The organism is Escherichia sp. E10V5, assembly GCF_004212315.1.
GTDB lineage: Bacteria > Pseudomonadota > Gammaproteobacteria > Enterobacterales > Enterobacteriaceae > Escherichia.
Map to the genome: position 1 here is coordinate 85,524 of NZ_RHJM01000009.1, position 26,925 is coordinate 112,448.

At 50.8% G+C, this 26,925-nt stretch carries 26 protein-coding genes; 13 read left to right on the top strand and 13 right to left on the bottom strand.

Annotation, left to right across the window (positions count from 1 at the left end; genetic code table 11):
- From ydjY to ynjE, 7 genes are all read left to right on the top strand, one after another.
- Positions 1 to 678, top strand: a complete 678-nt coding sequence (gene ydjY, locus D9738_RS07330) for a lipoprotein YdjY (protein WP_130259861.1) — start codon at positions 1 to 3, stop codon at positions 676 to 678.
- A 13-nt stretch (positions 679 to 691) separates the two neighbouring features.
- The gene (locus D9738_RS07335) at positions 692 to 1,399 is read left to right on the top strand and encodes a TVP38/TMEM64 family protein (protein ID WP_130259862.1); all 708 of its coding nucleotides are present in this window, start codon (positions 692 to 694) and stop codon (positions 1,397 to 1,399) included.
- Positions 1,399 to 1,947: a carboxymuconolactone decarboxylase family protein gene (locus D9738_RS07340; protein WP_130259863.1), complete on the top strand. Its 549-nt coding sequence runs from the start codon at positions 1,399 to 1,401 to the stop codon at positions 1,945 to 1,947. Before D9738_RS07335 ends, D9738_RS07340 begins: the two co-directional genes overlap by 1 nt.
- Before the next feature lie 9 nt (positions 1,948 to 1,956).
- Positions 1,957 to 3,123: an ABC transporter substrate-binding protein gene (locus tag D9738_RS07345; protein WP_130260041.1), complete on the top strand. Its 1,167-nt coding sequence runs from the start codon at positions 1,957 to 1,959 to the stop codon at positions 3,121 to 3,123.
- On the top strand, positions 3,096 to 4,631 hold the full coding sequence (locus tag D9738_RS07350; protein ID WP_130259864.1) for an ABC transporter permease subunit: 1,536 nt from the start codon (positions 3,096 to 3,098) through the stop codon (positions 4,629 to 4,631). The genes D9738_RS07345 and D9738_RS07350 overlap by 28 nt, the downstream gene beginning before the upstream one ends.
- Positions 4,631 to 5,284 (top strand): ATP-binding cassette domain-containing protein, encoded by a 654-nt coding sequence (locus D9738_RS07355; RefSeq protein ID WP_130259865.1) that lies wholly within the window; start codon positions 4,631 to 4,633, stop codon positions 5,282 to 5,284. Before D9738_RS07350 ends, D9738_RS07355 begins: the two co-directional genes overlap by 1 nt.
- A gap of 66 nt (positions 5,285 to 5,350) precedes the next feature.
- Complete coding sequence (gene ynjE / locus D9738_RS07360) at positions 5,351 to 6,658, top strand: thiosulfate sulfurtransferase YnjE (RefSeq protein ID WP_130259866.1); 1,308 nt, start codon at positions 5,351 to 5,353, stop codon at positions 6,656 to 6,658.
- Between the two features lie 8 nt (positions 6,659 to 6,666).
- Here the strand turns inward: ynjE and D9738_RS07365 are convergent, their stop codons facing one another.
- Positions 6,667 to 7,287, bottom strand: coding sequence for a CDP-alcohol phosphatidyltransferase family protein (locus D9738_RS07365; RefSeq protein WP_130208343.1), 621 nt, complete (start codon positions 7,285 to 7,287; stop codon positions 6,667 to 6,669).
- A gap of 87 nt (positions 7,288 to 7,374) precedes the next feature.
- On the opposite strand from D9738_RS07365, the gene D9738_RS07370 reads away from it, so the two are divergent.
- Positions 7,375 to 7,782, top strand: a complete 408-nt coding sequence (locus tag D9738_RS07370) for a pyrimidine (deoxy)nucleoside triphosphate diphosphatase (protein ID WP_130259867.1) — start codon at positions 7,375 to 7,377, stop codon at positions 7,780 to 7,782.
- On the opposite strand, the gene D9738_RS07375 is transcribed toward D9738_RS07370, so the two are convergent.
- Entirely contained in the window at positions 7,748 to 8,020 is a 273-nt protein-coding gene (locus D9738_RS07375) for a YnjH family protein (protein WP_130259868.1), read from the bottom strand. The two genes, D9738_RS07370 and D9738_RS07375, sit on opposite strands and share 35 nt — an antisense overlap.
- 296 nt (positions 8,021 to 8,316) lie before the next feature.
- On the opposite strand from D9738_RS07375, the gene gdhA reads away from it, so the two are divergent.
- Entirely contained in the window at positions 8,317 to 9,660 is a 1,344-nt protein-coding gene (gdhA, locus tag D9738_RS07380) for an NADP-specific glutamate dehydrogenase (RefSeq protein WP_130259869.1), read from the top strand.
- 102 nt (positions 9,661 to 9,762) lie between these two features.
- Here gdhA and topB read toward each other — a convergent pair whose 3' ends face one another.
- The 3 genes from topB to D9738_RS07395 form a co-directional block, all read right to left on the bottom strand.
- On the bottom strand, positions 9,763 to 11,724 hold the full coding sequence (gene topB / locus D9738_RS07385; RefSeq protein WP_130259870.1) for a DNA topoisomerase III: 1,962 nt from the start codon (positions 11,722 to 11,724) through the stop codon (positions 9,763 to 9,765).
- Between the two features lie 4 nt (positions 11,725 to 11,728).
- Complete coding sequence (selD, locus tag D9738_RS07390; protein ID WP_001295485.1) at positions 11,729 to 12,772, bottom strand: selenide, water dikinase SelD; 1,044 nt, start codon at positions 12,770 to 12,772, stop codon at positions 11,729 to 11,731.
- A 116-nt stretch (positions 12,773 to 12,888) separates the two neighbouring features.
- Positions 12,889 to 13,440, bottom strand: a complete 552-nt coding sequence (locus D9738_RS07395) for an NAD(P)H nitroreductase (protein WP_130259871.1) — start codon at positions 13,438 to 13,440, stop codon at positions 12,889 to 12,891.
- 161 nt (positions 13,441 to 13,601) lie between these two features.
- On the opposite strand from D9738_RS07395, the gene sppA reads away from it, so the two are divergent.
- From sppA to pncA, 4 genes are all read left to right on the top strand, one after another.
- Positions 13,602 to 15,458, top strand: a complete 1,857-nt coding sequence (gene sppA / locus D9738_RS07400) for a signal peptide peptidase SppA (RefSeq protein ID WP_130259872.1) — start codon at positions 13,602 to 13,604, stop codon at positions 15,456 to 15,458.
- A 115-nt stretch (positions 15,459 to 15,573) separates the two neighbouring features.
- Positions 15,574 to 16,284 carry an SIMPL domain-containing protein gene (locus tag D9738_RS07405; RefSeq protein WP_130208358.1) on the top strand — a complete coding sequence of 237 codons (711 nt, stop codon included), beginning with the start codon at positions 15,574 to 15,576 and terminating at the stop codon, positions 16,282 to 16,284.
- Positions 16,285 to 16,415: 131 nt separating this feature from the next.
- On the top strand, positions 16,416 to 17,432 hold the full coding sequence (gene ansA, locus D9738_RS07410) for an asparaginase (RefSeq protein ID WP_130208360.1): 1,017 nt from the start codon (positions 16,416 to 16,418) through the stop codon (positions 17,430 to 17,432).
- A gap of 10 nt (positions 17,433 to 17,442) precedes the next feature.
- The gene (gene pncA / locus D9738_RS07415; protein ID WP_130259873.1) at positions 17,443 to 18,084 is read left to right on the top strand and encodes a bifunctional nicotinamidase/pyrazinamidase; all 642 of its coding nucleotides are present in this window, start codon (positions 17,443 to 17,445) and stop codon (positions 18,082 to 18,084) included.
- Positions 18,085 to 18,183: 99 nt separating this feature from the next.
- Here the strand turns inward: pncA and D9738_RS07420 are convergent, their stop codons facing one another.
- From D9738_RS07420 to D9738_RS07455, 8 genes are all read right to left on the bottom strand, one after another.
- Complete coding sequence (locus tag D9738_RS07420; RefSeq protein WP_130259874.1) at positions 18,184 to 19,542, bottom strand: MFS transporter; 1,359 nt, start codon at positions 19,540 to 19,542, stop codon at positions 18,184 to 18,186.
- Positions 19,543 to 19,661: 119 nt separating this feature from the next.
- Positions 19,662 to 20,420 (bottom strand): DeoR/GlpR family DNA-binding transcription regulator, encoded by a 759-nt coding sequence (locus D9738_RS07425; protein ID WP_130257697.1) that lies wholly within the window; start codon positions 20,418 to 20,420, stop codon positions 19,662 to 19,664.
- Positions 20,421 to 20,556: 136 nt separating this feature from the next.
- Positions 20,557 to 21,537, bottom strand: coding sequence for an NADH-dependent methylglyoxal reductase (ydjG, locus tag D9738_RS07430; protein WP_130259875.1), 981 nt, complete (start codon positions 21,535 to 21,537; stop codon positions 20,557 to 20,559).
- Positions 21,538 to 21,546: 9 nt separating this feature from the next.
- Entirely contained in the window at positions 21,547 to 22,494 is a 948-nt protein-coding gene (locus D9738_RS07435; protein ID WP_130259876.1) for a sugar kinase, read from the bottom strand.
- Positions 22,495 to 22,498: 4 nt separating this feature from the next.
- Positions 22,499 to 23,335, bottom strand: a complete 837-nt coding sequence (locus D9738_RS07440) for a ketose-bisphosphate aldolase (RefSeq protein ID WP_130223455.1) — start codon at positions 23,333 to 23,335, stop codon at positions 22,499 to 22,501.
- A 20-nt stretch (positions 23,336 to 23,355) separates the two neighbouring features.
- The gene (locus tag D9738_RS07445; RefSeq protein WP_130259877.1) at positions 23,356 to 24,399 is read right to left on the bottom strand and encodes an NAD(P)-dependent alcohol dehydrogenase; all 1,044 of its coding nucleotides are present in this window, start codon (positions 24,397 to 24,399) and stop codon (positions 23,356 to 23,358) included.
- A gap of 16 nt (positions 24,400 to 24,415) precedes the next feature.
- Positions 24,416 to 25,795 (bottom strand): MFS transporter, encoded by a 1,380-nt coding sequence (locus tag D9738_RS07450; RefSeq protein ID WP_130259878.1) that lies wholly within the window; start codon positions 25,793 to 25,795, stop codon positions 24,416 to 24,418.
- Positions 25,796 to 25,821: 26 nt separating this feature from the next.
- Positions 25,822 to 26,898 carry a zinc-binding dehydrogenase gene (locus tag D9738_RS07455; protein ID WP_130259879.1) on the bottom strand — a complete coding sequence of 359 codons (1,077 nt, stop codon included), beginning with the start codon at positions 26,896 to 26,898 and terminating at the stop codon, positions 25,822 to 25,824.
- Positions 26,899 to 26,925: the final 27 nt, after the last annotated feature.

The following is a 26,925-nucleotide window of genomic DNA, read 5'->3' on the forward strand; positions in this document are numbered from 1 at the left end:
ATGTTGCAACATTATTCAGTGTCATGGAGAAAAGGACTGGCTGCGCTGTGTTTACTGGCCGTTGCGGGGCTTAGTGGCTGCGATCAAAAAGAGAATACGGCGGCAAAAGTGGAATACGACGGGCTTTCGGACAGCCAGCCGCTGCGTGTCGATGCAAATAACCATACGGTAACCATGCTGGTACAAATTAATGGGCGTTTCCTCACAGACGATACCCGCCACGGTATTGTGTTTAAAGATGGCTCCAACGGACATAAATCGCTGTTTATGGGTTATGCCACGCCGAAAGCATTTTATGAAGCCCTGAAAGAGGCAGGTGGTATGCCGGGCGAAAACATGACGATGGATAATAAAGAAACGACTCATGTCACAGGCAGCAAACTGGATATTTCAGTTAACTGGCAAGGGGCGGCAAAAGCGTATTCCTTCGATGACGTGATTGTTGACAGTAATGGCAAGAAACTGGACATGCGCTTTGGCGGTAATTTAACGGCAGCTGAAGAGAAAAAAACGGGCTGCCTGGTATGTCTGGATAGTTGCCCGGTCGGTATTGTCAGCAATGCGACATACACTTATGGTGCGGTGGAAAAACGCGGCGAAGTGAAATTTACCGGCAATGCGCAGGTATTACCGCCAGATAACACGCTGGCAACGGTGACCTTTAAAATCGCTGAATAAACCTGGATAAAGGATGATGAAAATGCCATCACGCAAAATCTGGTACTACCGTGCCGCCCTCATCATCCTGTTGTTTGCCACGCTGCTGGCCTGGGCGCTGCTTCCCGGCGTCCATGATTTTATCAATCGCAGCCTGGCGGCGTTTGCCGCCGTGGACCAACAGGGTATAGAACGCTTTATTCAGTCTTATGGCGCTCAGGCGGCAGTGGTCTCGTTCTTCCTGATGATCTTACAGGCCATTGTCGCGCCGCTGCCTGCGTTTTTAATTACCTTTGCCAATGCGTCGCTTTTTGGCGCGTTCTGGGGCGGTTTGCTGTCGTGGACCAGTTCGATGGTAGGCGCGGCGCAGTGCTTTTTTATCGCCAGAGTGATGGGCCGCGAAGTGGTGGAAAAATTAACCGGCAAAACCGTACTCGACAGCATGGACGGCTTTTTTACCCGCTACGGTAAACACACCATCCTGGTATGCCGGTTATTGCCTTTTGTCCCTTTTGATCCAATCAGCTATGCTGCCGGTTTGACTTCAATACGTTTTCGCTCGTTTTTTATCGCCACCGGGCTCGGTCAGTTACCAGCGACTATTGTTTATTCCTGGGCGGGCAGCATGTTAACAGGCGGTACTTTCTGGTTTGTCACCGGACTGTTTATTCTGTTTGCCCTGACCGTGGTGATTTTTATGGCGAAAAAAATATGGCTTGAGCGCCAGAAGAGGAATGCCTGATGGGGTTACCACCGCTTAGCAAAATCCCTTTAATTTTACGTCCACAGGCGTGGCTGCATCGTCGCCATTACGGCGAGGTGCTAAGCCCCATCCGCTGGTGGGGGCGGATCCCGTTTATCTTTTATCTGGTGTCGATTTTTGTTGGCTGGCTGGAGCGCAAACGCTCACCGCTCGATCCAGTGGTACGATCGCTTGTCAGCGCGCGTATCGCGCAAATGTGTCTGTGTGAGTTTTGCGTGGATATCACCAGTATGAAAGTCGCCGAGCGTACCGGCAGCACCGATAAATTGCTGGCGGTAGCTGACTGGCGACAAAGCCCGCTCTTCAGCGACGAAGAACGGCTGGCGCTGGAATACGCCGAAGCGGCAAGCGTTACGCCGCCAACGGTCGATGATGCCCTGCGCACCCGACTGACTACGCATTTTGACGCCCAGGCGCTCACCGAGCTGACGGCATTGATCGGCTTGCAAAATCTGTCAGCCCGTTTTAATTCTGCCATGGACATTCCCGCTCAGGGGCTGTGCCGTATTCCTGACAAACGTTCTTAAGGAGAGATGATGCGCCATTGTGTATGGTTGCTGGGGTTGTTATCGCTGTTTTCTTTGGCAACACATGCCAGTGACTGGCAGGAAATTAAAAATGAGGCCAAAGGGCAAACCGTCTGGTTTAACGCCTGGGGCGGCGACACCGCGATTAACCGCTTTCTCGACTGGGTTAGCGGCGAGATGAAAACCCATTACGCTATAAACCTGAAGATTGTTCGTCTGGCGGATGCCGCAGACGCGGTGACGCGCATTCAGACCGAAGCTGCTGCCGGACGTAAAACGGGCGGCTCGGTGGATCTGCTCTGGGTGAACGGCGAAAACTTCCGTACCTTAAAAGAGGCTAATTTACTGCAAACTGACTGGGCGGAAACGCTACCCAACTGGCGCTATATCGACACACAGCTGCCAGTGCGGGAAGATTTTTCTGTGCCGACACAAGGTGCGGAATCGCCCTGGGGCGGCGCACAGCTGACATTTATCGCCCGACGCGATCAGACACCACAGCCACCGAAAACGCCACAATCCTTGCTGGAATTTGCCAAAGCCACCCCTGGTACGGTTACCTATCCGCGCCCACCGGACTTTACCGGCACCGCGTTTCTTGAACAGCTGCTGATTATGCTGACGCCCGATCCCGCTGCATTAAAAAAAGCGCCGGACGATGCCACTTTCGCCCGCGTCACTGCGCCATTGTGGCAATATCTTGATGCACTGCATCCGTATTTGTGGCGCGAAGGAAAGGATTTCCCGCCTTCGCCCGCGCGGATGGATGCTCTGCTGAAAGCCGGCATATTGCGCCTGTCGCTGACCTTTAACCCCGCACATGCGCAGCAAAAAATATCCAGCGGCGATTTACCCACCAGCAGTTACAGCTTTGGCTTTAGCGAGGGAATGATTGGCAACGTGCATTTCGTCACCATTCCAGCCAACGCAACTGCCAGTGCTGCGGCAAAAGTCGTCGCCAACTTCCTGTTGTCACCTGAAGCACAACTGCGTAAAGCGGATCCCGCTGTCTGGGGCGATCCTTCGGTTCTCGATCCGCAAAAACTACCTGCCGGGCAGCGTGAAACATTGCAATCAAGAATGCCGCAGAATCTGCCGCCGGTACTGGCGGAACCGCATGCTGGTTGGGTAAATGCGCTGGAACAAGAATGGCTACGCCGTTACGGTACGCATTAATTTTTTTGCTGTGGGTGGTGATGGCGGTGATTTACGCACCGCTGGTTCCGTCGGCTTTCACGCTGATAACACCTGCCATGTCGCTGACGCACTGGCAGATGTTATTTGCCGATCCGCAGCTACCACAGGCATTACTGGCAACGCTGGTGTCGACAACCATCGCGGCGGTCGGCGCTTTGTTTATTGCCCTGCTGGTGATAGTAGCGCTATGGCCTGGGCCGAAATGGCAGCGTATGTGCGCCCGTCTGCCGTGGCTACTCGCCATCCCCCACGTGGCTTTTGCCACCAGCGCCCTGCTGCTGTTTGCTGACGGCGGCCTGGTTTATCAGTTTTTCCCTTTTCTCATTCCGCCGATGGACAAATTGGGTATCGGTCTGGGCCTCACCCTTGCGGTGAAAGAAGGCGCATTTCTGCTGTGGATCTTATCGGCAGCACTGAGTGAAAAACGCCTGGTGCAGCAAGTTATTGTACTGGATTCGCTGGGCTACAGCCGCTGGCAATGTCTGAACTGGTTGTTGTTGCCCTTCGTCGCGCCTGCGCTGGCAATGGCGATGCTGGCGATTGTCGCCTGGTCGCTTTCGGTCGTGGATGTAGCGATTATTCTTGGGCCTGGTAATCCACCGACGCTGGCGGTAATTAGCTGGCAGTGGTTAACCCAGGGCGACGCCGATCAACAAACGAAAGGCGCACTTGCCAGCCTGCTGCTGATGCTGTTACTCGCCGCCTACGTTTTGCTTGGTTATCTGTTATGGCGCGCCTGGCGATGCACGCTCCCCCGGGAAGATGGCATTCGCATGCCATCCACGCCTTTATTGCCAGGGAAGATGCTGGCGAAGTTGTTACCCTTAACTGGCGTGCTGTGTGTGATTCTGCTGGCGATCCTCGCGGATCAATCAACGATCAATCACGAGGCGCTGCTCAATAGCCTGACAATGGGACTGGTGGCGACACTCATCGCTTTGGTTCTGTTGCTGCTGTGGCTGGAATGGGGGCCACAACGTCGCCAGTTGTGGCTATGGTTGCCCATATTATTACCCGCCTTGCCACTGGTGGCAGGCCAGTACACGCTGGTGCTATGGCTCAACCTGGATAGTAGCTGGACGGCGGTGGTGTGGGGGCATCTGCTGTGGGTAATTCCGTGGATGTTGTTTATCCTGCAACCCGCCTGGCAGCGCATTGATTCACGGTTAATTTTGATTGCGCAAACACTGGGCTGGTCGCGTGTCAAAATCTTCTTTTACGTGAAATGTCCGCTGATGTTACGCCCTGCGCTGATTGCCTTCGCTGTCGGATTTTCAGTCAGTATTGCGCAGTATATGCCAACGCTGTGGCTGGGAGCCGGACGTTTCTCGACGCTCACCACCGAAGCGGTGGCACTAAGCAGCGGCGGCAGCAACGGTATTCTCGCCGCCCAGGCTTTATGGCAACTGCTATTGCCGCTTATTATTTTTGCCCTGACCGCGTTAGTCGCAAAATGGGTAGGTTATGTCAGACAAGGACTCCGCTAATGCTCTGCGTGAAAAATGTTTCGCTACGTTTACCAGAAAGCCGCTTGCTGACAAACGTTAACTTTACAGTCAATAAAGGTGACATTGTCACGTTAATGGGTCCCTCAGGCTGCGGTAAATCTACGCTGTTTTCATGGATGATTGGTGCGCTGGCCGGGCAATTTTCTTGTACAGGTGAGCTATGGCTCAATGATCAACGTATCGATACCCTGCCCACCGCCCGGCGTCAGATTGGCATTCTTTTCCAGGATGCACTGTTATTTGACCAGTTCAGCGTCGGACAAAATTTACTGCTGGCGCTACCGTCGACGCTCAAGGGGACTGACAGGCGCAATGCCGTGAAAGACGCGCTTGAGCGAGCGGGACTGGCTGAAACTTATCACCAGGACCCTGCGACATTATCAGGCGGTCAGCGAGCGCGGGTGGCCCTGCTGCGCGCCCTTCTCGCACAGCCAAAGGCATTATTGCTTGATGAACCGTTCAGCCGTCTTGACGTAGCTCTGCGCGATAATTTTCGTCAGTGGGTATTCAATGAAGTTCGCGAGCTGGCGATCCCCGTCGTTCAGGTAACCCACGATCTTCAGGATGTTCCTGCCGATAGTCCCGTTCTGGATATGACGCAGTGGTCAGAAAATTACAACAAACTGCGATAACGCAAAGTTTTTCCCGATGTGTCAGTTCAGAATGGCGCACTCAAAACTACAATGTCGGGATTTTCGATGAAACGTGTTTCTCAAATGACCGCGCTGGCAATGGCTTTAGGGCTGGCTTGCGCTTCTTCGTGGGCCGCTGAACTGGCGAAGCCTCTTACACTTGACCAGCTTCAACAACAAAATGGCAAAGCGATTGATACTCGCCCCAGCGCGTTTTATAACGGCTGGCCACAAGCCCTAAATGGCCCTTCCGGTCATGAACCTGCCGCCTTAAACCTTTCTGCAAGCTGGCTCGACAAAATGAGCACTGAGCAGCTCAACGAGTGGATCAAGCTACATAACCTGAAAACGGATGCCCCGGTGGCGCTGTACGGTAATGACAAAGATGTCGATACCGTCAAAACGCGACTACAAAAAGCAGGCTTTACGCATATCTCTATCTTGAGTGATGCACTGAGCGAACCTTCCCGACTGCAAAAACTGCCTCACTTTGAACAGCTGGTATATCCGCAGTGGCTGCATGACCTGCAACAAGGTAAAGAAGTTACGGCGAAACCTGCGGGTGACTGGAAAGTGATCGAAGCGGCCTGGGGCGCACCTAAGCTTTACCTTATCAGCCATATTCCCGGCGCTGACTACATCGATACCAACGAAGTGGAAAGCGAACCGCTGTGGAACAAAGTTTCTGATGAACAGCTTAAAGCAATGCTGGCGAAGCACGGCATTCGTCATGACACCACGGTCATTCTGTACGGGCGTGATGTTTACGCCGCAGCGCGCGTGGCGCAAATTATGCTCTACGCTGGCGTGAAAGATGTCCGCCTTCTGGACGGCGGTTGGCAAACCTGGTCCGACGCAGGTCTGCCCGTTGAGCGCGGTACGCCACCGAAAGTGAAAACGGAACCGGATTTCGGCGTGAAGATCCCGGCACAACCGCAACTGATGCTCGATATGGAACAGGCGCGCGGTCTGCTACATCGCCAGGATGCATCGCTGGTGAGCATTCGTTCGTGGCCAGAATTTATCGGTACGACCAGCGGTTACAGCTACATTAAACCAAAAGGTGAAATAGCCGGGGCACGTTGGGGACACGCAGGCAGCGACTCGACCCATATGGAAGATTTCCATAACCCGGATGGCACCATGCGCAGCGCCGATGATATTGCCGCTATGTGGAAAGCGTGGAATATCAAACCAGATCAGCAAGTTTCATTCTACTGCGGCACCGGCTGGCGCGCGTCTGAAACCTTTATGTACGCACGCGCCATGGGCTGGAATAACGTCTCCGTTTATGACGGTGGCTGGTACGAATGGAGCAGCGATCCAAAAAATCCGGTAGCAACCGGTGAACGCGGCCCGGACAGTAGCCAATAACACGGCAATTACTGACGCTGAAGCGACTTCAGCGTCAGATATCCACTCCAAATCCGCGTAAATGTTGTCATCCAACAAAGCGCGCCAAATATCCATGCAAACCACGGGAAATATTCCGGAAAGAGACAACTTAAAACAAACAGCAAAATCGTCTCGCTGCCTTCTGTTAACCCGCCCAGATAGTAAAACGATTTGTGCGCATAACCGGGATTATCAATCTGATGTTTCGCCGCCAGTGCAGCAAATGCGAGAAAACTGCTGCCCGTGCCGATAAACGCAAACAGCAGCCAGCCGCCCGCCAGCGCATTTTGTTCCGGTGCGGCGAGAATAAACCCGAACGGTACCAGCGCGTAAAAAAGAAAATCCAACGAAATATCGAGAAAGCCCCCCGCGTCGGTTAACCCTCTGCGCCGCGCCAGCGCACCGTCCAGACCATCAAGCAACCTGTTCAGTAAAATGGCAATCAGCGCCGCCAGATACCAGTCCAGTGCCAGAAACGGCAGTGCCAGCACGCCGATGGCAAATCCCACTAACGTTAAACCATCAGGTGTAATGCCAGGTTTATCCAGAACCCGCACGCACTGATGCAACAAAGGCTTAATTCGGGGATGAAGATGGCGGTCTAACACGGGTACTCCTTAAGAAATAAAACCCTTCAGCTCGGGCAACACTGCGGATATTATGGCATTTTTCCTGTATTCGACCGTGTGTAATTTATGGAAATGATTGATGTTGTTGCCGCCATTATCGAACGGGATGGCAAAATTTTAATCGCGCAACGCCCTGCGCATAGCGATCAGGCGGGGTTATGGGAGCTTGCTGGCGGTAAAGTCGAACCAGGAGAAAGCCAGCCGCAGGCGCTGATACGCGAGCTGCGTGAAGAGCTCGGTATCGATGCTATCATCGGGAAATATGTAGCCAGCCACCAACGGGAAGTTTCAGGGCGTATTATCAATCTTCATGCCTGGCACGTACCCGACTTCCACGGGACGTTACAGGCACATGAGCATCAGGCGTTGGTCTGGTGCTCACCTGAAGAGGCGATGCAATATCCGCTGGCCCCTGCTGACATTCCACTATTAAAGGCGTTTATGGCTTTACGCGCCGCCAGACCAGCGGATTAGTGCTAATGGTTTTATCATCCCGCTGGCATTGCAACAGTATTCCCTCTGCTTTAATCACTGCCCCTTCAGAATAGTTTTGATCCTGATAAACGCAGCACTGGCTACAAGGCTGCGCCGACTGGCCGCCAGAATTAAACACTTCCGGCGGCACATTTACCTGCACATCCGGACGATAATGCTGATTAGCCAGCGCAAAAAACGGGAATACCAACGCTACGGCGAGCAATACTCGATTCACAGGAAACTCCTTATATTTCGTTGTCTCTGCTACTGATAACGGTAACCTGGCGGGAAAACTTTAGCGTCTGGTTGCCGGATGCGACGTGAATGCCTTATCCACCAAATGTCCCCATTTTGGTAGGCCGAAGAAGATGTATCCGGCATTAGGCGGCGTTTATAAATTCCTCACATTATTAATTTGCTTTCCGGTGCCATTTTTTACTTGCTTACCGTCACATTCTTGATGGTATAGTCGAAAACTGCAAAACAAACAACATACGCACAATCGTCTTAATATATAAGGGTTTTATATCTATGGATCAGACATATTCTCTGGAGTCATTCCTCAACCATGTACAAAAGCGCGACCCGAATCAAACCGAGTTCGCGCAGGCCGTTCGTGAAGTAATGACTACTCTCTGGCCTTTTCTTGAACAAAATCCCCAATATCGCCAGATGTCATTACTGGAGCGCCTGGTTGAACCGGAGCGCGTGATCCAGTTTCGCGTGGTATGGGTTGACGATCGCAACCAGGTGCAGGTCAACCGCGCATGGCGCGTGCAGTTCAGCTCCGCCATCGGCCCGTACAAAGGCGGTATGCGATTCCATCCCTCAGTTAACCTCTCCATTCTTAAATTCCTTGGCTTCGAGCAAACCTTCAAAAATGCCCTGACTACCCTGCCGATGGGCGGTGGTAAAGGCGGCAGCGATTTCGACCCGAAAGGGAAAAGCGAAGGCGAAGTGATGCGTTTCTGCCAGGCACTGATGACCGAACTGTATCGCCACCTGGGCGCGGATACCGACGTTCCGGCAGGTGATATCGGCGTTGGTGGTCGTGAAGTGGGCTTTATGGCAGGGATGATGAAAAAGCTGTCTAACAATACCGCCTGCGTCTTCACCGGTAAGGGTCTTTCTTTTGGCGGCAGTCTTATTCGTCCGGAAGCCACCGGTTACGGTCTGGTTTATTTCACTGAAGCAATGCTGAAACGCCACGGTATGGGTTTTGAAGGAATGCGCGTTTCCGTTTCTGGCTCCGGCAACGTCGCCCAGTACGCTATCGAAAAAGCGATGGAATTTGGCGCTCGCGTGGTCACGGCATCAGACTCCAGCGGCACAGTGGTTGATGAAAGCGGATTCACAAAAGAGAAACTGGCGCGTCTTATCGAAATCAAAGCCAGCCGCGATGGTCGAGTGGCAGATTACGCCAAAGAATTTGGCTTGGTCTATCTCGAAGGCCAACAGCCGTGGTCCGTGCCGGTTGATATCGCCCTGCCTTGCGCCACCCAGAACGAACTGGACGTAGATGCCGCGCATCAGCTTATCGCCAATGGCGTTAAAGCCGTCGCCGAAGGGGCAAATATGCCAACCACCATCGAAGCGACTGAACTGTTCCAGCAGGCAGGCGTACTGTTTGCTCCGGGTAAAGCGGCTAATGCTGGCGGTGTAGCAACATCGGGCCTGGAAATGGCGCAAAACGCTGCGCGTCTGGGCTGGAAAGCCGAGAAAGTCGACGCCCGTTTGCATCACATTATGCTGGATATCCACCACGCTTGTGTTGAACACGGCGGTGAAGGTGAGCAAACCAACTACGTACAGGGCGCGAACATTGCCGGTTTTGTGAAGGTTGCCGATGCGATGCTGGCGCAAGGTGTGATTTAAATCATTAGCGCCGCATCAGGCATCTGCCGGATGCGGCGTGAACGCCTTATCCGGCCTAAGAAAGGTGCTGTATCAGTGAGTTGTGATTCAGGCATCCGACCTTTATGTTATCACTCCACTGCCCGCTTCTTCTGATGGCGGACTTTTTTTCGCACTACGTTTACGCGGAGCAGCCTTTTTCTTATCAGCACTGCCACCACTGCCCGGAGCCACTATGCCGCGAAACTGCCGTACCGGCGTACGTTTGGCTTGATCAATTAGCTGATATAGCGTCCCCACCAGCGGCTGCATAAAGTCCTGGTAGCGACACTGCTTTTCGCTGATTTGCGTCAGCACCGATTCCCAGTGCGCGGTCATGTCCGGTCGCGTAGCCATTTCTGGCAGCGAATGGAATAACGCTTTTCCGGCGTCGGTGGAGTGGATATAGCGCCCTTTTTTGCTCAGGAAACCACGCTTGAACAACAGTTCAATAATCCCGGCACGCGTTGCTTCTGTCCCCAGACCATCGGTCGCACGAAGGATCTTTTTCAGATCTTTGTCCTGCACAAAGCGCGCGATCCCGGTCATCGCGGAGAGCAAGGTCGCATCGGTGAAATGACGTGGCGGCTGGGTTTGCCGCTCTACCACTTCACCTTTTTCACACAGCAACTCATCGCCTTTCGCGACTACAGGCAGTGGTGTGCCGTCGTTTTCTTCATCGCGCTCTTTGCTGCCTAACAGCGTGCGCCAGCCTGCTTCGGCAAGAAAACGGGCTTTAGCGACAAATTTGCCTTTGGCTATTTCCAGTTCGATAACACACTTGCGGAACACCGCATCCGGGCAGAACTGCATCAGGTATTGACGAGCAATCAGGTTATAGACCTTCGATTCGTTCTCCGTCAGGTTGATGGCAGAACTACGCGCGGTCGGGATAATGGCGTGGTGAGCATCGACCTTTTTGTCATCCCAGCAGCGGTTGCGTAAATTCGGGTCAACCACCGGCTGCGGCAATAGCCCCGGTGCATGAACGCTGATGGCATTCATCACCGCGTGGCGTCCGGCAAAATGTTCTTCTGGCAAATAACGACAATCGGAACGCGGATAAGTGATTAGCTTGTGCGTTTCGTATAGCTTCTGGCAGATATCAAGCACGTTCTGCGCACTCAGACCAAAGCGTTTTGCCGCTTCAATCTGCAACGCCGAAAGCGAAAACGGCAGCGGCGCGGATTCTGATTCCCGTTTATCGTTATAGCTGGTGACAATAGCCGGTTGACCGCTGATGCGGTTAACCACATGCTCCGCCAGCGGGCGATGCAATAAACGCCCTTCTTCATCCTGGTACGGCTCGCACGCTTCGCTAGGCTGCCAGATGGCGGTAAATCGTTCATCGGCAGGCGTCACAATGTGCGCTTTGACTTCAAAGAAATCTTTTGCCACGAAGTTTTCTATTTCTTCATCGCGCCGCACCACCAGCCCAAGAACGGGAGTCTGTACGCGCCCAACAGAAAGCACACCCTGATAGCCAGCATTGCGACCGAGAATGGTATACGCGCGGGTCATATTGATACCGTATAGCCAATCGGCACGCGCTCGCGCCAGTGCAGAAACGCATAGCGGTACAAACTCGCTATTGGAGCGAAGACGATCGATCGCCCGCTCAACCGCCTGCGGGTTCAGGTCGTTGATCAAGCAACGCTGAACTTGCTGGCGCTTTTCCGGTGCCAGTTGCAGGTAGTCCAGCACTTCATCCACCAGCAATTGCCCTTCACGATCCGGGTCACCGGCATGAACAATTTCGCTGGCTTCATGCAGAAAGCGTTTAATGACGTTAAGTTGTTTGGTTACGGAGGGGCGCGGTTGCAGTTGCCACTTTTCCGGGACAATCGGCAAATCCGCCAGATTCCAGCGCGCATAGCGGCTGTCGTAGACGTCTGGTTGCGCCTGCTCAAGCAGGTGACCGATACACCAGGTCACCACCTGACCATTGCCGCACTCGATAAAGCCATCGCCTTTACGGTGCGGTTTGGGCAGGACATCAGCAATAGCGCGTGCCAGACTCGGTTTTTCGGCTATAAACAACCGCATTGAATTAACGGATCTCAACCATGGCACGACCGCCACGCGCAGGCACCAGCTCGCCAATCGCCGTCAGTTCAATGCCAAACTCGGCTGCGGTAGCTTTGACTTCATTTTCAGCTTCCGGCATAACCGCCAGCAGCAGACCACCAGAAGTTTGCGGATCGCACAACAGATCGCGTACTTCACGCGGCATTTCGCCCATCAAATGGCCGTAACTGGCAAAGTTGCGTTCGGTGCCACCCGGCACAGCGCCCAGTTTAATGTACTCTTCCACGCCCGGCAGTTTCGGGATCGCTTCATAATCGACGCGAGCCTGCACGCCTGCCCCCTGGCACATTTCACTCAAATGGCCCAGCAGACCAAAACCGGTGACGTCGGTCATCGCTTTTACGCCTTCAATGTTGGCAAATGACGCACCCGCGATATTCATCCGGCACATCACTTCCGTCGCCAGCCCCTGATGCTCTGGTTTGAGCAGTGATTTTTTCTCAGCCGTGGTGAGAACGCCAATCCCCAGAGGTTTCGTCAGGAACAGTTTGCATCCGGCTTGTGCGGTACTGTTTTTCTTCACTCGCTCGGTCGGTACGATCCCCGTAACCGCCAGACCAAAAATCGGCTCCGGCGCATCGATGGAGTGACCGCCAGCCAGCGCAATACCCGCCTGACGACATGCATAGCGTCCACCTTCCGTCACTTCGCGGGCAATTTCCGGGGAAAGTTTATTAATCGGCCAGCCAAGGATCGCAATGGCCATAATCGGTTTGCCGCCCATCGCGAAGATATCGCTGATGGCGTTAGTCGCCGCAATGCGACCAAAATCGAAAGGATTATCAACGATCGGCATAAAGAAATCGGTGGTGCTGATGACACTGGTGCCATTACCAAGATCATATACTGCCGCATCGTCGCGGGTTTCGTTACCCACGAGCAAATTCGGATCAACAAACTTCGCCTGCTCGCTGTGCAGAATGGTTTCCAACACTTTTGGGGAAATTTTACAGCCGCAACCTGCTCCGTGGCTGTATTGGGTCAAACGAATCGAGTTCTCGCTCATGGACATCTCCTGTCAATGCAATCCGGGTATGGTAACCTTCATTCCGTGAAGTGATAAGTGAGAGTGTCTGAATTCCTGCGCCTTTGCTCATAATCCAGACAGTTTTGCGAAAATTATCAAAAATAAGTCACAAACGGCGTCGGATCCGGAACGTTAATCGACGTTGACGCTTTCAATTGCGGCGTGCCGAGATAGAGAAAGCCGACAATTTTATCCTGCTCCCGGCAACCGAACGCCTCGCGCACCACCGGACTTTCGGTTAACCCGCCACTACGCCAGATGCCGCCAAAGCCCTGGGCAACCGCCGCCATTTGCATCGCCATAACCGCGCAACCTGCTGACATCTCCTGCTCCCAACGCGGGACTTTATGATTTTCTTCACATTTCGCCACCACGGTGATGATGAGCGGCGCACGGAACGGGGCATTACGGGCTTTGTCGATAGCTTTATCATCACTACCCGCAGCAATTGCACCCTGTTGCAGCACGATACTGAAACGTTCGCGGCCTTGCCCTTCAATCACAAAAAAATGCCACGGTTGCATGGACTTATGGTCCGGTGCACGCATTCCGGCACGCAGGATATTTTGCAGTTGTTCGCCAGTCGGCGCAGGTTCAGCCAGACGTGAGGCGCTTCGGCGGTTGATCAATAGTTCGAGTGCATCCATTTGATTAACTCCTGTCATGATGTTTATTCACAAAATTAACACGAGAGTGGATTTTGTTACAGCACAGTCCGCGATTCCTGCTGACAAGTGCCGGTTGGGTCATTACGATAACCACATCTATTGCACCTGCAACAGGTGTGACCTTTAGTCTGGGAGAATACATGCGAACCCTTTGGCGATTTATTGCCGGATTTTTTAAATGGACGTGGCGTCTGCTCAATTTTGTCCGTGAAATGGTACTTAACCTGTTCTTTATTTTCCTCGTGCTGGTTGGCGTGGGGATCTGGATGCAGGTCAGTAGTAGCGATACCAAAGAAACCGCCGGTCGTGGCGCACTACTGCTCGATATTTCAGGCGTGATCGTCGATAAGCCCGACAGTTCGCAGCGGTTTAGTAAGTTGAGCCGCCAGCTGCTTGGCGCCAGTTCCGATCGTCTGCAGGAAAATTCGCTGTTTGATATCGTGAACACGATTCGCCAGGCTAAAGATGACCGGAATATCACCGGTATCGTGATGGATCTGAAAAACTTTGCGGGCGGCGATCAACCTTCCATGCAATATATTGGTAAGGCTCTGAAAGAGTTTCGTGACAGCGGTAAACCGGTTTATGCCATTGGTGAGAACTATAGCCAGGGGCAATATTACCTCGCCAGTTTCGCCAACAAAATTTGGCTGTCCCCGCAAGGCGTGGTTGATCTGCACGGTTTTGCCACCAACGGTCTGTACTACAAATCGTTGCTGGATAAGCTGAAAGTTTCCACCCATGTGTTCCGCGTGGGTACGTATAAATCTGCCGTTGAACCGTTTATTCGTGATGATATGTCCCCGGCGGCTCGCGAAGCCGATAGCCGTTGGATTGGCGAACTGTGGCAAAACTATCTCAACACCGTTGCCGCTAACCGCCAGATCTCTGCCCAGCAGGTATTCCCTGGGGCGCAAGGGCTACTTGCTGGCTTAACCGAAACGGGCGGCGATACTGCGAAGTACGCGCTGGACAACAAACTGGTCGACGCGCTGGCAACGAATGCCGAAATTGAAAAAGCCCTGACCAAAGAGTTTGGCTGGAGCAAGGCTGATAAAAATTATCGCGCCATCAGTTATTACGATTACGCACTGAAAACTCCGGCAGATACCGGCGACAGCATCGGTGTCGTCTTCGCTAATGGCGCGATTATGGATGGCGAAGAAACTCAGGGGAATGTTGGCGGCGATACGACTGCGGCACAAATCCGTGACGCTCGCCTTGATCCGAAAGTGAAAGCGATCGTTCTGCGCGTAAACAGCCCTGGCGGAAGCGTAACGGCTTCTGAAGTGATTCGCTCTGAACTGGCAGCTGCCAGAGCCGCTGGCAAGCCTGTGGTTGTGTCAATGGGCGGTATGGCAGCATCCGGTGGTTACTGGATCTCCACGCCGGCCAATTACATTGTGGCTAACCCGAGCACCCTGACCGGTTCTATCGGGATCTTCGGCGTGATCACCACTGTAGAAAACAGCCTTGATTCGATTGGTGTACATACCGATGGCGTGTCTACATCACCATTGGCAGATGTTTCCATCACTAAATCACTGCCGCCAGAAGTGCAGCAGATGATGCAATTGAGCATTGAGAACGGCTATAAACGCTTTATCACGCTGGTTGCTGATTCGCGTAATTCGACGCCAGAGCAGATTGATAAAATCGCCCAGGGCCATGTCTGGACCGGTCAGGATGCAAAAGCGAATGGGCTGGTCGATAGTCTCGGTGATTTCGATGATGCGGTTGCCAAAGCGGCTGAACTGGCAAAACTGAAACAATGGCATCTGGAATATTACGTCGATGAACCGACCTTCTTCGACAAGGTGATGGACAATATGTCAGGTTCAGTACGGGCAATGCTGCCAGATACGCTCCAGGCCATGCTGCCTGCGCCGCTGGCCTCGGTCGCTTCAACCGTTAAAAGCGAAAGCGACAAGCTGGCGGCCTTTAACGATCCGCAAAACCGTTACGCGTTTTGCCTGACCTGCGCCAACGTGCGTTAATTCCTGCAAATATGTGGCCGATATGCTGTCGGCCACACTCCTGAACCGGACTGTCTTTCACTCCCTCTCTCCACTACATTCCCTTGCTCATTTAGCATCTGTTATGGAGTCATCAGTGAATAAGGCACCCTCTTTAATTGCCGCTATTGTCCTCGGACTGGGGATCAGCGCCTGTGGTTATTTTGTTGGCGATGGTGTTAAACATCTAAAAACCAACAACCGTTATGTGAACGTGCGGGGGCTTTCAGAAAAAGAAGTTCGCGCAGATACGGCTGAATTAACAATTGCTATCAACTTTAAGGGTAATGTTCCTGGCGAACTGTTCCCGAAACTTGAAGATGCGCAGAAAAAGATTGTTGCCGAATTCCACGCTCAGGGGATTAACGACAAAGAGATCAACGTGGGTCAATGGACAAGTAAGCGAACGGATGCCTTTTACCTCAAAGATGATCCGACGATGCCACGCTATAACGCTGACGGGTCTGTTACGATAAAAACGCATAACGTTGCTGCCGTCGAAAAAGTCGTCGCGAAACTAAACGACCTGCAAATCGCCACAGATGGCGCGATCGCTGATAGCAAAATCGCCTATCGCTTTAATGGTATTGGCGCAGTTCGCGCGGAGATGATTGCTGCCGCAACGAAAGACGCACGCAACGCAGCATTACAGTTTGCGACGGATTCAGGTAGTCAGGTGGGGTCCATTAGCGATGCGTCACAAGGCGTGTTCCAGATTTTCGCCAGTGGCAGTGATGAAGATGATCCCTCGGCGATAAACAAAACGGTGCGTGTAGTCACGACCGTAACCTATGCGTTGCAGGATTAACCATTTTTCTCCGGCGGAACGCTAATCCCTCTGTTCCGCCGGGCTTTTCTCATATCCACAGAGTATCCAGGTGCGCTTGCTGCCCCTCACGTATATACTTTTGCTCTTTCGGTATCATTCATATCAATATCATGCAAAAGAAATCAATTTACGTTGCCTACACGGGCGGGACCATCGGGATGCAGCGTTCCGAGCAGGGATATATTCCGGTGTCGGGCCATCTACAACGCCAGCTGGCGCTGATGCCAGAGTTCCATCGCCCGGAGATGCCGGATTTCACCATTCATGAATACACGCCGCTGATGGATTCTTCTGATATGACGCCAGAGGACTGGCAGCATATTGCTGAAGATATTAAAGCGCACTATGACGAGTACGATGGTTTTGTCATTCTGCACGGCACCGACACGATGGCGTATACCGCCTCTGCGCTGTCGTTCATGCTGGAGAACCTCGGAAAACCGGTTATTGTGACAGGGTCACAAATCCCATTAGCCGAGTTACGCTCTGACGGACAAATCAATTTGCTTAATGCGTTGTACGTTGCGGCGAACTATCCCATCAACGAAGTCACACTCTTTTTTAATAATCGCCTGTATCGCGGCAACCGCACCACCAAAGCCCATGCCGATGGTTTTGATGCCTTCGCGTCACCAAACCTTCCACCGTTACTGGAAGCGGGTATTCATATTCGCCGTTTAAATACACCGCCCGCCCCACACGGCACTGGTGAGCTGATCGTTCATCCGATTACACCACAGCCGATCGGCGTAGTGACGATTTATCCGGGGATTTCTGCCGACGTCGTACGTAACTTCCTGCGTCAACCGGTTAAGGCGTTGATTCTGCGCTCTTATGGCGTGGGTAATGCGCCGCAAAACAAAGCATTCCTGCAAGAATTACAAGAAGCCAGCGATCGCGGAATTGTGGTGGTTAACCTGACACAATGCATGTCCGGTAAAGTCAATATGGGCGGTTATGCCACCGGTAACGCCCTCGCCCATGCCGGTGTTATTGGCGGTGCGGATATGACCGTAGAAGCCACGCTAACCAAACTGCACTACCTGCTCAGCCAGGGACTGGATACCGAAACCATTCGCAAGGCCATGAGCCAAAACCTGCGCGGCGAACTGACGCCGGATGATTAAGGAGACTGTAATGCCCCAACGAGCTCTGTTACTGGTCGATTTACAAAATGATTTCTGCGCTGGCGGTGCGCTGGCTGTTGCCGAAGGCGATAGCACGGTTGATGTTGCTAATGCCCTGATAAGTTGGTGCAAAGCACGCGGTGAAGCGGTCGTCGCCAGTCAGGACTGGCATCCGGCCAATCACGGCAGCTTCGCCAGCCAGCAAGGTGTAGAGCCTTATACACAGGGTCAGCTTGATGGCCTACCGCAAACCTTCTGGCCCGATCACTGTGTGCAACACAGCGAAGGTGCAGCGTTGCACCCTCTGCTGGCGCAAAAGTCGATTGATGCCGTGTTTCACAAAGGCGAAAATCCTTTAGTCGACAGTTACAGTGCCTTTTTTGATAACGGGCGGCGGCAGAAAACCGAGCTCGATGGCTGGTTGCGCGACCATGAAATCAATGAACTGATCATTATGGGGCTGGCTACGGACTATTGCGTGAAGTTTACCGTCCTGGACGCGTTACAGTTAGGTTATAAGGTGAACGTGATTACCGATGGCTGTCGCGGTGTGAATATCCAGCCGCAGGACAGTGCGCACGCGTTTATGGAGATGTCAGTTGCCGGGGCAACATTGTACACGCTGGCAGACTGGGAAGAGACGCAGGGATAAAATTAGTCAGATCCATCTCTGGCCTACAATTCCTTAATTACATCGTAGGCCAGATAAACACGCCAGCTGCGTCTGGCAATTGACACAATCAGCGAAAATTCAATTCACACCAGAAATTCGTTCCAGCGACACCTTTCGCGTTTCGATGCCAAAAATGGAGAGGACCAGCGCACATAACACCAACATGACACCAAGCACCATAAAGACCGTTATCGAACCATAATGCGTTAATAACGCCGCGACGCCATACGGAGTGAAGACCGCGACGATTCGTCCTACTGCATTAACAAATCCCGAGCCGCGCAGGCGTAAATGGGTTGGCCAAAGTTCCGGGATATACACCGCCGACGCGAAACAAACATACATATAAAGAAAGAAGATCATCACCAGGCCATAGCCTAAAATAGCCCATTCTGTAGTTTGTATAGAATATATATATCCCAACACAGCAATAATTATAAGCAAAGACGAGCCAAATAATCGGCGAGGAAAGTGATCAATAACTAATGCAGCTATAAATATTCCAACCGGAGCACCAATCATAATAACAGCGGTCATTAATATCGATTTATCAACATCAATACCAGAGTTAACAAATATGGTCGGTATCCATACGGTGATAGTATAAAGCGAAATATTCATTGCAATTAAAACCGTAATCGCGACTAACGTGCGCCGCAACATCTCGCCTTTAAATAGCAACCAAAAAGTACCACTGATTTCATGACTCCGACTTTCGCTTTGCCTCAAAGCAAGTGGTGGTAGATGAATACCCTTCTCTTTTTCGATTTGCTGCTCTACTTCACGAAGTTGCCTTTCTGCTCCCGGTAATTGTCCAATACCCGCCAGCCAACGAGGCGACTCAATAAAATATTTACCAGAGAGTAACCATGCTAATATTATCCCAATACCGCCCAGCAGAAACATTATGCGCCAACTGAAGAAAGCGATAACGACAACGCCAATCGCCGCTGACAACATGGGCGACCAGTTGCCGACAAATGAGAGTCGCGCGGACCATTTTCCACGAACCAGAGCGGGAATAAACTCAGTAAATGAAGCATAGCCAACCATAATCAGCGCCCCCATTCCTGTCCCCATAAGGAAGCGAAAGAAGATGAGCCAGTACATATCAGGGACGAAAGAAGCGCCTGTCGCCGCAATACCGACAATCAGAAGGTTCATGCGAAATGCCCGACGCCGTCCACAGTAATCACCAATGAATCCACCGGCAAGCGAACCGATGAAATAACCAAACATCAATGCCGACGTAAAAGCAGCATTGAGGAAATTATTTGACCATCCATTGCTTACCAGCTTTGCTAAAACAACATTGCCTGAATAACTTAAAAACCCCGTTAATAACAGACTAAAGCTGATTATGCCAAATATACGATAATGAAACCGGGCCAAAGGCAAGCGGTCCAGTCTTGCGCCAATTTGATCATATTGTTCCATTTGGTGCCTCGAATTTTGCTAAAAAAGGTAGCAATTGCGGCAAACTCACTTGCCGCATTTTTATCATCATTTTATTTCACGGGCGCTGGAACAAATAACATTGACAACGTGTGTTTAAGCTACCACACAAGCTGGATATTATTGTCTTTGCAAAACTCTTCCCATTCTGCACCCGGTGATTTATCAGTTATTATGTAATTAATATGACTAAAGTCAGCTAACTGAACAAAAGCTTTGCGATCAAACTTGGAGTGATCGACTAATAACGCAACTTCTGTCGCCTGGCGGATCATTGTCTTTTTGATCTCCGCTTCCGCTTCGTTCGAGTCCAGCGCGCCACTGTTAATATCAAGACCTTTACAACTCATTACCATAATATCGACGTGATAACGACTGATGATCTCTTTAGTAATTCGTCCTTGCAGAGAAAGCGTGTTTTTGTTCAGTTCCCCACCGGTTGAAACAACTTTAATTTCTGACTGAGCCAGAACATGAATAGCTTCTGCCGAGTTGGTTAGCAACGTCAGATCACTACGGTCCTGCAACAATTTGAGCAATTCCATAACGGTACTACTGGAATCGGCTGCCATCGTCGTTTTATTGTCGATAAACGGCAGCGCCTTGCGAGCAATAAGCTGCTTCTCTTCATAAAACGACGAAGCTCGCTTATAGAAATGGATATTTTCCGTCAGCATCGCTGTATTTAAAACAGCGCCACCATAAGTTCTGGTCAAAAAGCCTTCATCTTCCAGCTTCTCAAGATCGCGGCGAATAGTTTCTTCGGTTACCTGAAAAATCGAGCTCAAATTCGAAACCGTTACTTTTTTATCGTTGGCAACCATCTGTTTAATTGCCTGAATCCTGTCTTTTGCCGCCACGATTACACCCCTGTCTCTTTTTACATCACATTAGCGCGATTATCGCATAAGCGATGTTTACTTTCAAAATAACCTGTTTGAATCACAGATTTTCATCACGGTTTTCACAGAAACAGAGGTGGATCGTGTGGGGTAGTTAACGCTCCAGGGCCTCTGCCATTTCCCTCATCAATGTTGCGTCTGCATCCGATAAGTTGATATTCAGCGCCGCCACATTTTCACGTACCTGTTCAGGCGCAGTTGCTCCGCTAAGAATGGAGATTAAATCGCTCTGTTTTAATATCCACGCCAGCGCCAGAGTAGGAATTGTGCACTGATAACGCGCACAAAGTGGCCGCCACTGTTCAAGCATATCAATCACTTTGAGCATGTTTTCACGCTGGAACCAAACTTTATTTGCCCGTGCGCCGCCTGGAATATAATCGCGAGTGATGGTACCTGTCAGCAGCCCCTGCTCTAACGGTGAATAGACCTGAACCACAATGCCGTTATCCCGACATAGCGGCAGCAGTTCGTTTTCCATTGCCCGATCGAGGATGCTATATTTCGCCTGAATAATATCCAGCTCACCATATCGCAGATATTCGCGTATATGATCAGCTTCGACATTAGCAGCGCCTATCGAACGAATCTTCCCCTCAGCCTTCAGCTCATTAAGTACTGCTACGGTTTCTGCAATCGGCGTAAAACAAGGTGGCACCGACTGCCAGTGCGTCATGTAAATATCGATGTAGTCAATGCCGAGACGTTGCAAGCTGGCATCGACTTCTTCGCGGATAGATTCAGGAGAGAGGTTTTTGTACAACTGACGATCGCCGACTTTGTTGAATAAACTGCCTTCTCGTTCCCAGACAATACCGCATTTCGTTTCGACGACAATTTGTTCGCGTGGCAATTGTTTTAACGCCTGGCCGACAATAACTTCACTATTGCCAAAGTTATATCCTGGCGCAGTATCAATCAGGTTAATACCGCAACGATGAGCTTCAATAATCGTATCAATACAAATTTGCCGATCGAGATCGCCATTCCATGCAGGACCACCGCCAATGGCCCATGTCCCCAACCCCATCCGTGAAAGCGTTATATCCGTTGTGCCTAAAGGTATCATTTTCATTTGCCTTCATTACCCTTCATATTCTTCCAGCAATTGTTCGACCAGCTTTCTGTTTTTCACACCGGTGGTGGCACCAACACTCAGTACCGATATAGCTGCCGTTGCATTGGCAAAGCGCGCGCATTCACGCAGCTCTTTACCTTCCAGCAGTGCCGCAATAAAACCAGAAGCAAAGTTATCGCCCGCGCCAATGGTGTCGATGGCCGTAATTCCCGCTACTGCTGGTACCGTCATCGTCATTTCACCACGCTTGATAAAGCAGCCGTTTTTACCCGTCTTAATTACTACCGTTTTTACACCGCACTCAAGAAAGCAGTCAGCAATTTCATCCAACGTCTCTTTTCCGGTGAGTAATTTTGCCTCGGCAAAATTTGGAAACAGATAATCGACATAACGCAATGCTTCGCGAATATCATCCAGTGTTTCATTCAGACGAGGCTTGATCATATCGGCACAAATGATCATCTGCCGGGCTTTCGCTTGCGTAAAAATTTCAGTTAGCGCTTTACCATCCAATAGTGGACTGTTGAATATACTTGCTAGCGATAATAACTTTGCCTGAGAAAACCGTACAAAGTCGACATCATTAATATTCAATTTCCACAAACTGCCGTTGCGATTAGTGACAAATGTCCGCTCGCCATCCTCCGTTACAAGTCCAACGTTAATAGAGGTATCTACGCTGACGTCCTGTTTCAGGCTTTGAATATCAATATTCTCTTTGCAACAATGGTCGAGAATAAATTGTCCTGCGGCATCTTTACCAATGCGGCTCATTAATGCCGTGCGATGCCCCAGGCGAGAAATAATCGTTGCTTCATTGATTGCGTCGCCTCCCGTGGTCATTGCTATTCTTTCAAGCGGATAAGAATCTACGTCAAAAATTTTTTTACTGACCGGCTGTAATGGAATATCAATGATAGCGCCACCTATACATATAACTTCAAGATTGTCCATTACATTATTCCGCCTTGCCGTCTGAACCAAATAATTTGATTTTTTCTAATGCCCTTTCTTTAACTGCTTTACGGACTTCTCGCTCCAGGTGCAAGAAAGGCTGATCCTGATTTTCTTTCACTGCCACCATTGCGGCCTGGCACAGTTCAGTATGAATATTGATTTTCGCTATACCCAATGAAATCGCGGTTTTAATATCAGCATCACTGATCCCCGATGCGCCATGTAAAACCAGCGGAACAGAAACGGCATCGCGCACGCGTTTGACGACCTCAAAGTTCAATTGTGGCTCTGACGTATAAACCCCATGCTGGTTGCCAATGGCGACAGCCAATGAGTCACAGCCCGTGCGTTCAACAAATTCTGCGGCCTGGTCAGGATCGGTATAGTGATAGCCCGCCAGCGCTTCCTCATAAACGGTTTCATTACCGACATGTCCTAATTCCGCCTCTACCGGAATACCCAGCGGATGGAAGAAATCAACAGCCTCTTTGGTTAAACGAATATTTTCTTCGAAATCAAACGCGGATGCATCACGCATTAAGGAGTTCATTCCATGAGTCCAGGCGTTATGGATAATTTCCATACTCCGGCCATGATCCCAGTGGGTAATTACCGGTACCGTTGCTTTTTGTGCCATTGATACCATCATATGCGAGAAATCTTCGAATGAGGTATTTCCGACAAATCCCGTACCAAAAGAAATAATAACCGGTGATTTTGCTTCTTCTGCTGCGTCGATAACCCCCATTAACATTTCAGCATTCCATACATTAAAATGGGCAATAGCATAATGTTTATTGGTGGCATCATTTTCCCAAAATCTGATATCTGCTAGCATATTCCGTTCTCCCGTAGTAATTAATCGCTAAGTTTAATAACGCCTTTAATAATGTCGCGTTTGTTGTTAACCGACTCTTCAAATGCCTGTTGTACATCCTGGTAATCGTAAATATGCGTTACCATCGATTTCACATCGAATCGCCCTGATGAAATAGCTTCAATCGTGACCGGATAACGGTTGGCATAGCGGAAAACCGTCTGGATGGTGACTTCCCGATTGATTTTGAGAAAATTGATGGCCGAATCGCCGGGTACTGTGCCGACAATCATAATTTTTCCACCGCGCATCACCAGATAGGGAGCTTGTTTTACCGTTACCGCAGAACCCGCAGTTTCAAAAACAATATCTGCGCCCATGTCTTCGGTAAATTGCTGACAGCACGCAATAGTGTCTTGTTTAGCGCCATTGATGACCATTGCCGCGCCAAGCTGTTCCGCCATTGCCAGACGTTTTTCCAGCACATCAACGACGGCAATTTCTGTTGCTCCCAGGCATTTGCACGCTTGCAACGTCATCAAACCAATACAACCTGCTCCCAGAATAATTATCTTCTTACCCGGTTTAACATCTGCCAGCATGGCGGCGTGCATCCCGACCGCCGCAGGCTCCACCAGCGCCCCTTCCATCGTGTCCATATTGTCGGGCAGTTTGTAAGTAAAGCTCTCCGGATGACACAGATAGTGCGTTAATGCGCCGCGGTAGTTGGGTTGTGTCGCCATAAAATCAACGTCCGGGCAGATGTTATATTTGCCTTCCAGACAGTAACGACAGTGACCGCAAGGAACGCCAGGTTCGATATTTACCCGATCCCCCGGTTTAAATTTGCGCACGCGGCTCCCCACAGCCACAACCGTCCCGGCGCATTCATGACCAAGGCCAATTTCTTGATTTGGGTCTTTAGGCGGAATAAACGGGCCTGATTCAAAACCATGTACATCTGAACCACAAATACCGACATATTCTACTTTAATCAAAACTTCATCTTCTTTAGGCACAGGTATTTCCGCTGAAATAATTTTCATTGTGCCCGGTACCTGCAATATTGCTTTTGAATTTTTCATTTTGAATCCACCAGTATTATTTATTGGCTACTGCATCAATACTTAAACTTTCAACGGAAACACCTTTGGTTTCAATTCCAATGGTGGCGATAGCAATTGCGACAATAATTGAAACCGCCCCCAGAAGAATAAAGACACCCGTTACGCCATAACTACTGAGCAGCACTGCGACGGCATAAGGTGCGGCAATACCACTGATTCGCCCTACCGCATTCGCCAGACCGGAGCCACGGAGTTTGGCCTCTGTCGGCCAGATCTCAGGGACATACACTGCCGAGGCATAGCAAACATACATATAGACGAAAGTAATCAGGAAGAAACCAATCAACGTTATGAGCAACATACTGGTTTGCAGTGAATAGATATACCCGAGCACCGCAATCAGAATTAACAGCCCAACACCCATTGTTTTGCGCGGAATTTTATCCATCACCAACATGGCAATAAAAATGCCAAACGGCGCGCCAAACATACTCATAGTATTTAAGACAATGGAGTCTTTTAAATTAATTCCCTGGGTCATGAATATCGTTGGCAACCAGTTAATTAACGTGTACTGCACAACGTTCATGGCAATAAGTACACAAGAACCTAAAATAACGCGTCTTAGTAATACTCCTGTCAGTAAGGCAGAATACGGCACCGCTTGTGGCGCTTTACCGTCATCAGCAATAACCACTGGCGGTAAGTGTTTACCCGTCTGGCGTATGACGCCTTCTTCTATACTCCGCATGACTTTCTCGGCTTCCTGATACCGTCCGCGCGATTCCAGCCAGCGCGGGGATTCAGGAAAGTAGCGCCAGGCCAGCGCCGTAGCGATAAGCGACAATATTGCAGGAATAAGCAGTTGTACCCGCCAGTTCCACTCTGCGCTAATCAACGGCGTGAGTCCCATCGCTATCAATGAACAGAGCGGATATGACCAGTTGCCAATAAAGGAAACCCGACTGGACCACGTTCCACGATTTCTACCGGGCATATATTCGGTGAAGCCGGCAAACAGAGTAACCAGTAATGCCCCCAGCCCGACACCCATCACAAAGCGGCAGGCAATCAAGAAATCCATATTCGGCGAGAAAGCGCCAATGACCATAGAGACAATATGAATGGCCTCATAGAGGATGAACGCGTTTCTGCGACCGGTTTTGTCACCGATGATGCCGCCCACCAGCGCACCGAGAAACATTCCGGCGGTCGTGATTGCCGAGAATGTGGCGGTGGTGGAATTATCTGTCCAGCCCAACTCTTTCAGCTGCGCGAGGATCAAGCCACCAACGGCATTACTCCAGCAGACAAGCAAGCCAAATGCAACGATGGCAAACATTGACGAATGCCAGCGGCAATCCGGTAAGCGATCCAGCCGTGCACCACAATGCGGTTTTGTTATCTGTTCCATGCGATAACGTTCCTTCAGGAGAGTAGTTATTCATCAAAGTCGTAAGTCATGATCACTTTGATTGCGGTTTTATCGACCATCGCATCAAACCCTTCGCGCCATTGCGAAAGGCCAATACGATGCGTGATCATCGGTTTGACGTTGATAGCACCGCTGGCTAATAGCCGGATAGCGTTACGCCAGGAGGTGGAGTCATAGGCCATATGCCCAATGATGCTTTTGTTCCATGCGGTAATGTCATTAATCGAGAAATCAAGAGGTTTGAAGCCCATTCCAACGCGTACCACTTCCCCATTCGGGCGGAGCATTTCGATGGCTTGTTTCAATGCGATATTGGCACCGGAGCATTCAATCACCAGTCCCAAATTGTCTTTGCCACAAATTTGCTGGCAGCGCGCCACCACATCTTCGGTAGAACCATTTACTACTGCCGTTGCCCCCAGTTCTTTTGCAACCGGGAAGCGGACCGCCACATCTTCTTGCAGACCAACGACGACGATATTTACCGCCCCCATAATCCGCGCCATTTGTACGGAGAACAGCCCGAGTGGGCCAGTGCCGATGACGACCACATCCTGACCAGGAAGGAATTTCGATTGCTGCGCGATGGATTTGTAGGCATTACAAATAGGGTCAAGTACGGCTGCGTCCTCATAATCAACACCATCAGGGATTTCCCACAACGCATGACGATGAATTTTGAGAATTTCACCAGGAACCAGACAATATTTGGAAAAACCACCGCCCCAGGTATTGTTATCCAGACCAAGGTTTACTTTTTCTGTACAACACAGAAAATCACCCTGCTCACAGGCCGGACAAACGCCGCAAACGTGACCGCTGTTATCCGACACGACGCGTTGCCCCACTTTCCAGTCTTTGACTTTTTCACCAACCTGCGCAATACAACCTGCAAACTCATGGCCGCGGATAGAGTTAAACTCATCAGAACCGCTATCAACGTTGTAGTGTTTCATGTCTGCGCCACAGATAGCTGCGGCTTTAATTTCAATCACCACATCTTCCGGGCCACAAACGGGCCGTGGGACATCAATCATCTTGTAGCCGCCAAAGGCCTTGCCAAACCGAGCCAGTGCTTTCATTGCGTCATCCTTTGTGTTTTGTTTTGC

Excerpts from the sequence above, each read along its gene's own strand:
- gdhA (WP_130259869.1), top strand. The coding sequence starts at position 8,317 with ATGGATCAGACATATTCTCTGGAGTCATTCCTCAACCATGTACAAAAG.
- D9738_RS07440 (WP_130223455.1), bottom strand. The coding sequence starts at position 23,335 with ATGCTAGCAGATATCAGATTTTGGGAAAATGATGCCACCAATAAACAT.
- ydjY (WP_130259861.1), top strand. The coding sequence starts at position 1 with ATGTTGCAACATTATTCAGTGTCATGGAGAAAAGGACTGGCTGCGCTG.
- D9738_RS07450 (WP_130259878.1), bottom strand. The coding sequence starts at position 25,795 with ATGGAACAGATAACAAAACCGCATTGTGGTGCACGGCTGGATCGCTTA.
- D9738_RS07420 (WP_130259874.1), bottom strand. The coding sequence starts at position 19,542 with ATGGAACAATATGATCAAATTGGCGCAAGACTGGACCGCTTGCCTTTG.
- D9738_RS07350 (WP_130259864.1), top strand. The coding sequence starts at position 3,096 with ATGGCTACGCCGTTACGGTACGCATTAATTTTTTTGCTGTGGGTGGTG.
- topB (WP_130259870.1), bottom strand. The coding sequence starts at position 11,724 with ATGCGGTTGTTTATAGCCGAAAAACCGAGTCTGGCACGCGCTATTGCT.
- D9738_RS07435 (WP_130259876.1), bottom strand. The coding sequence starts at position 22,494 with ATGGACAATCTTGAAGTTATATGTATAGGTGGCGCTATCATTGATATT.
- D9738_RS07340 (WP_130259863.1), top strand. The coding sequence starts at position 1,399 with ATGGGGTTACCACCGCTTAGCAAAATCCCTTTAATTTTACGTCCACAG.
- D9738_RS07455 (WP_130259879.1), bottom strand. The coding sequence starts at position 26,898 with ATGAAAGCACTGGCTCGGTTTGGCAAGGCCTTTGGCGGCTACAAGATG.
- selD (WP_001295485.1), bottom strand. The coding sequence starts at position 12,772 with ATGAGCGAGAACTCGATTCGTTTGACCCAATACAGCCACGGAGCAGGT.
- sppA (WP_130259872.1), top strand. The coding sequence starts at position 13,602 with ATGCGAACCCTTTGGCGATTTATTGCCGGATTTTTTAAATGGACGTGG.
- D9738_RS07445 (WP_130259877.1), bottom strand. The coding sequence starts at position 24,399 with ATGAAAAATTCAAAAGCAATATTGCAGGTACCGGGCACAATGAAAATT.
- D9738_RS07345 (WP_130260041.1), top strand. The coding sequence starts at position 1,957 with ATGCGCCATTGTGTATGGTTGCTGGGGTTGTTATCGCTGTTTTCTTTG.
- pncA (WP_130259873.1), top strand. The coding sequence starts at position 17,443 with ATGCCCCAACGAGCTCTGTTACTGGTCGATTTACAAAATGATTTCTGC.
- D9738_RS07370 (WP_130259867.1), top strand. The coding sequence starts at position 7,375 with ATGGAAATGATTGATGTTGTTGCCGCCATTATCGAACGGGATGGCAAA.
- D9738_RS07355 (WP_130259865.1), top strand. The coding sequence starts at position 4,631 with ATGCTCTGCGTGAAAAATGTTTCGCTACGTTTACCAGAAAGCCGCTTG.
- ansA (WP_130208360.1), top strand. The coding sequence starts at position 16,416 with ATGCAAAAGAAATCAATTTACGTTGCCTACACGGGCGGGACCATCGGG.
- ydjG (WP_130259875.1), bottom strand. The coding sequence starts at position 21,537 with ATGAAAATGATACCTTTAGGCACAACGGATATAACGCTTTCACGGATG.
- D9738_RS07395 (WP_130259871.1), bottom strand. The coding sequence starts at position 13,440 with ATGGATGCACTCGAACTATTGATCAACCGCCGAAGCGCCTCACGTCTG.
- D9738_RS07335 (WP_130259862.1), top strand. The coding sequence starts at position 692 with ATGATGAAAATGCCATCACGCAAAATCTGGTACTACCGTGCCGCCCTC.
- ynjE (WP_130259866.1), top strand. The coding sequence starts at position 5,351 with ATGAAACGTGTTTCTCAAATGACCGCGCTGGCAATGGCTTTAGGGCTG.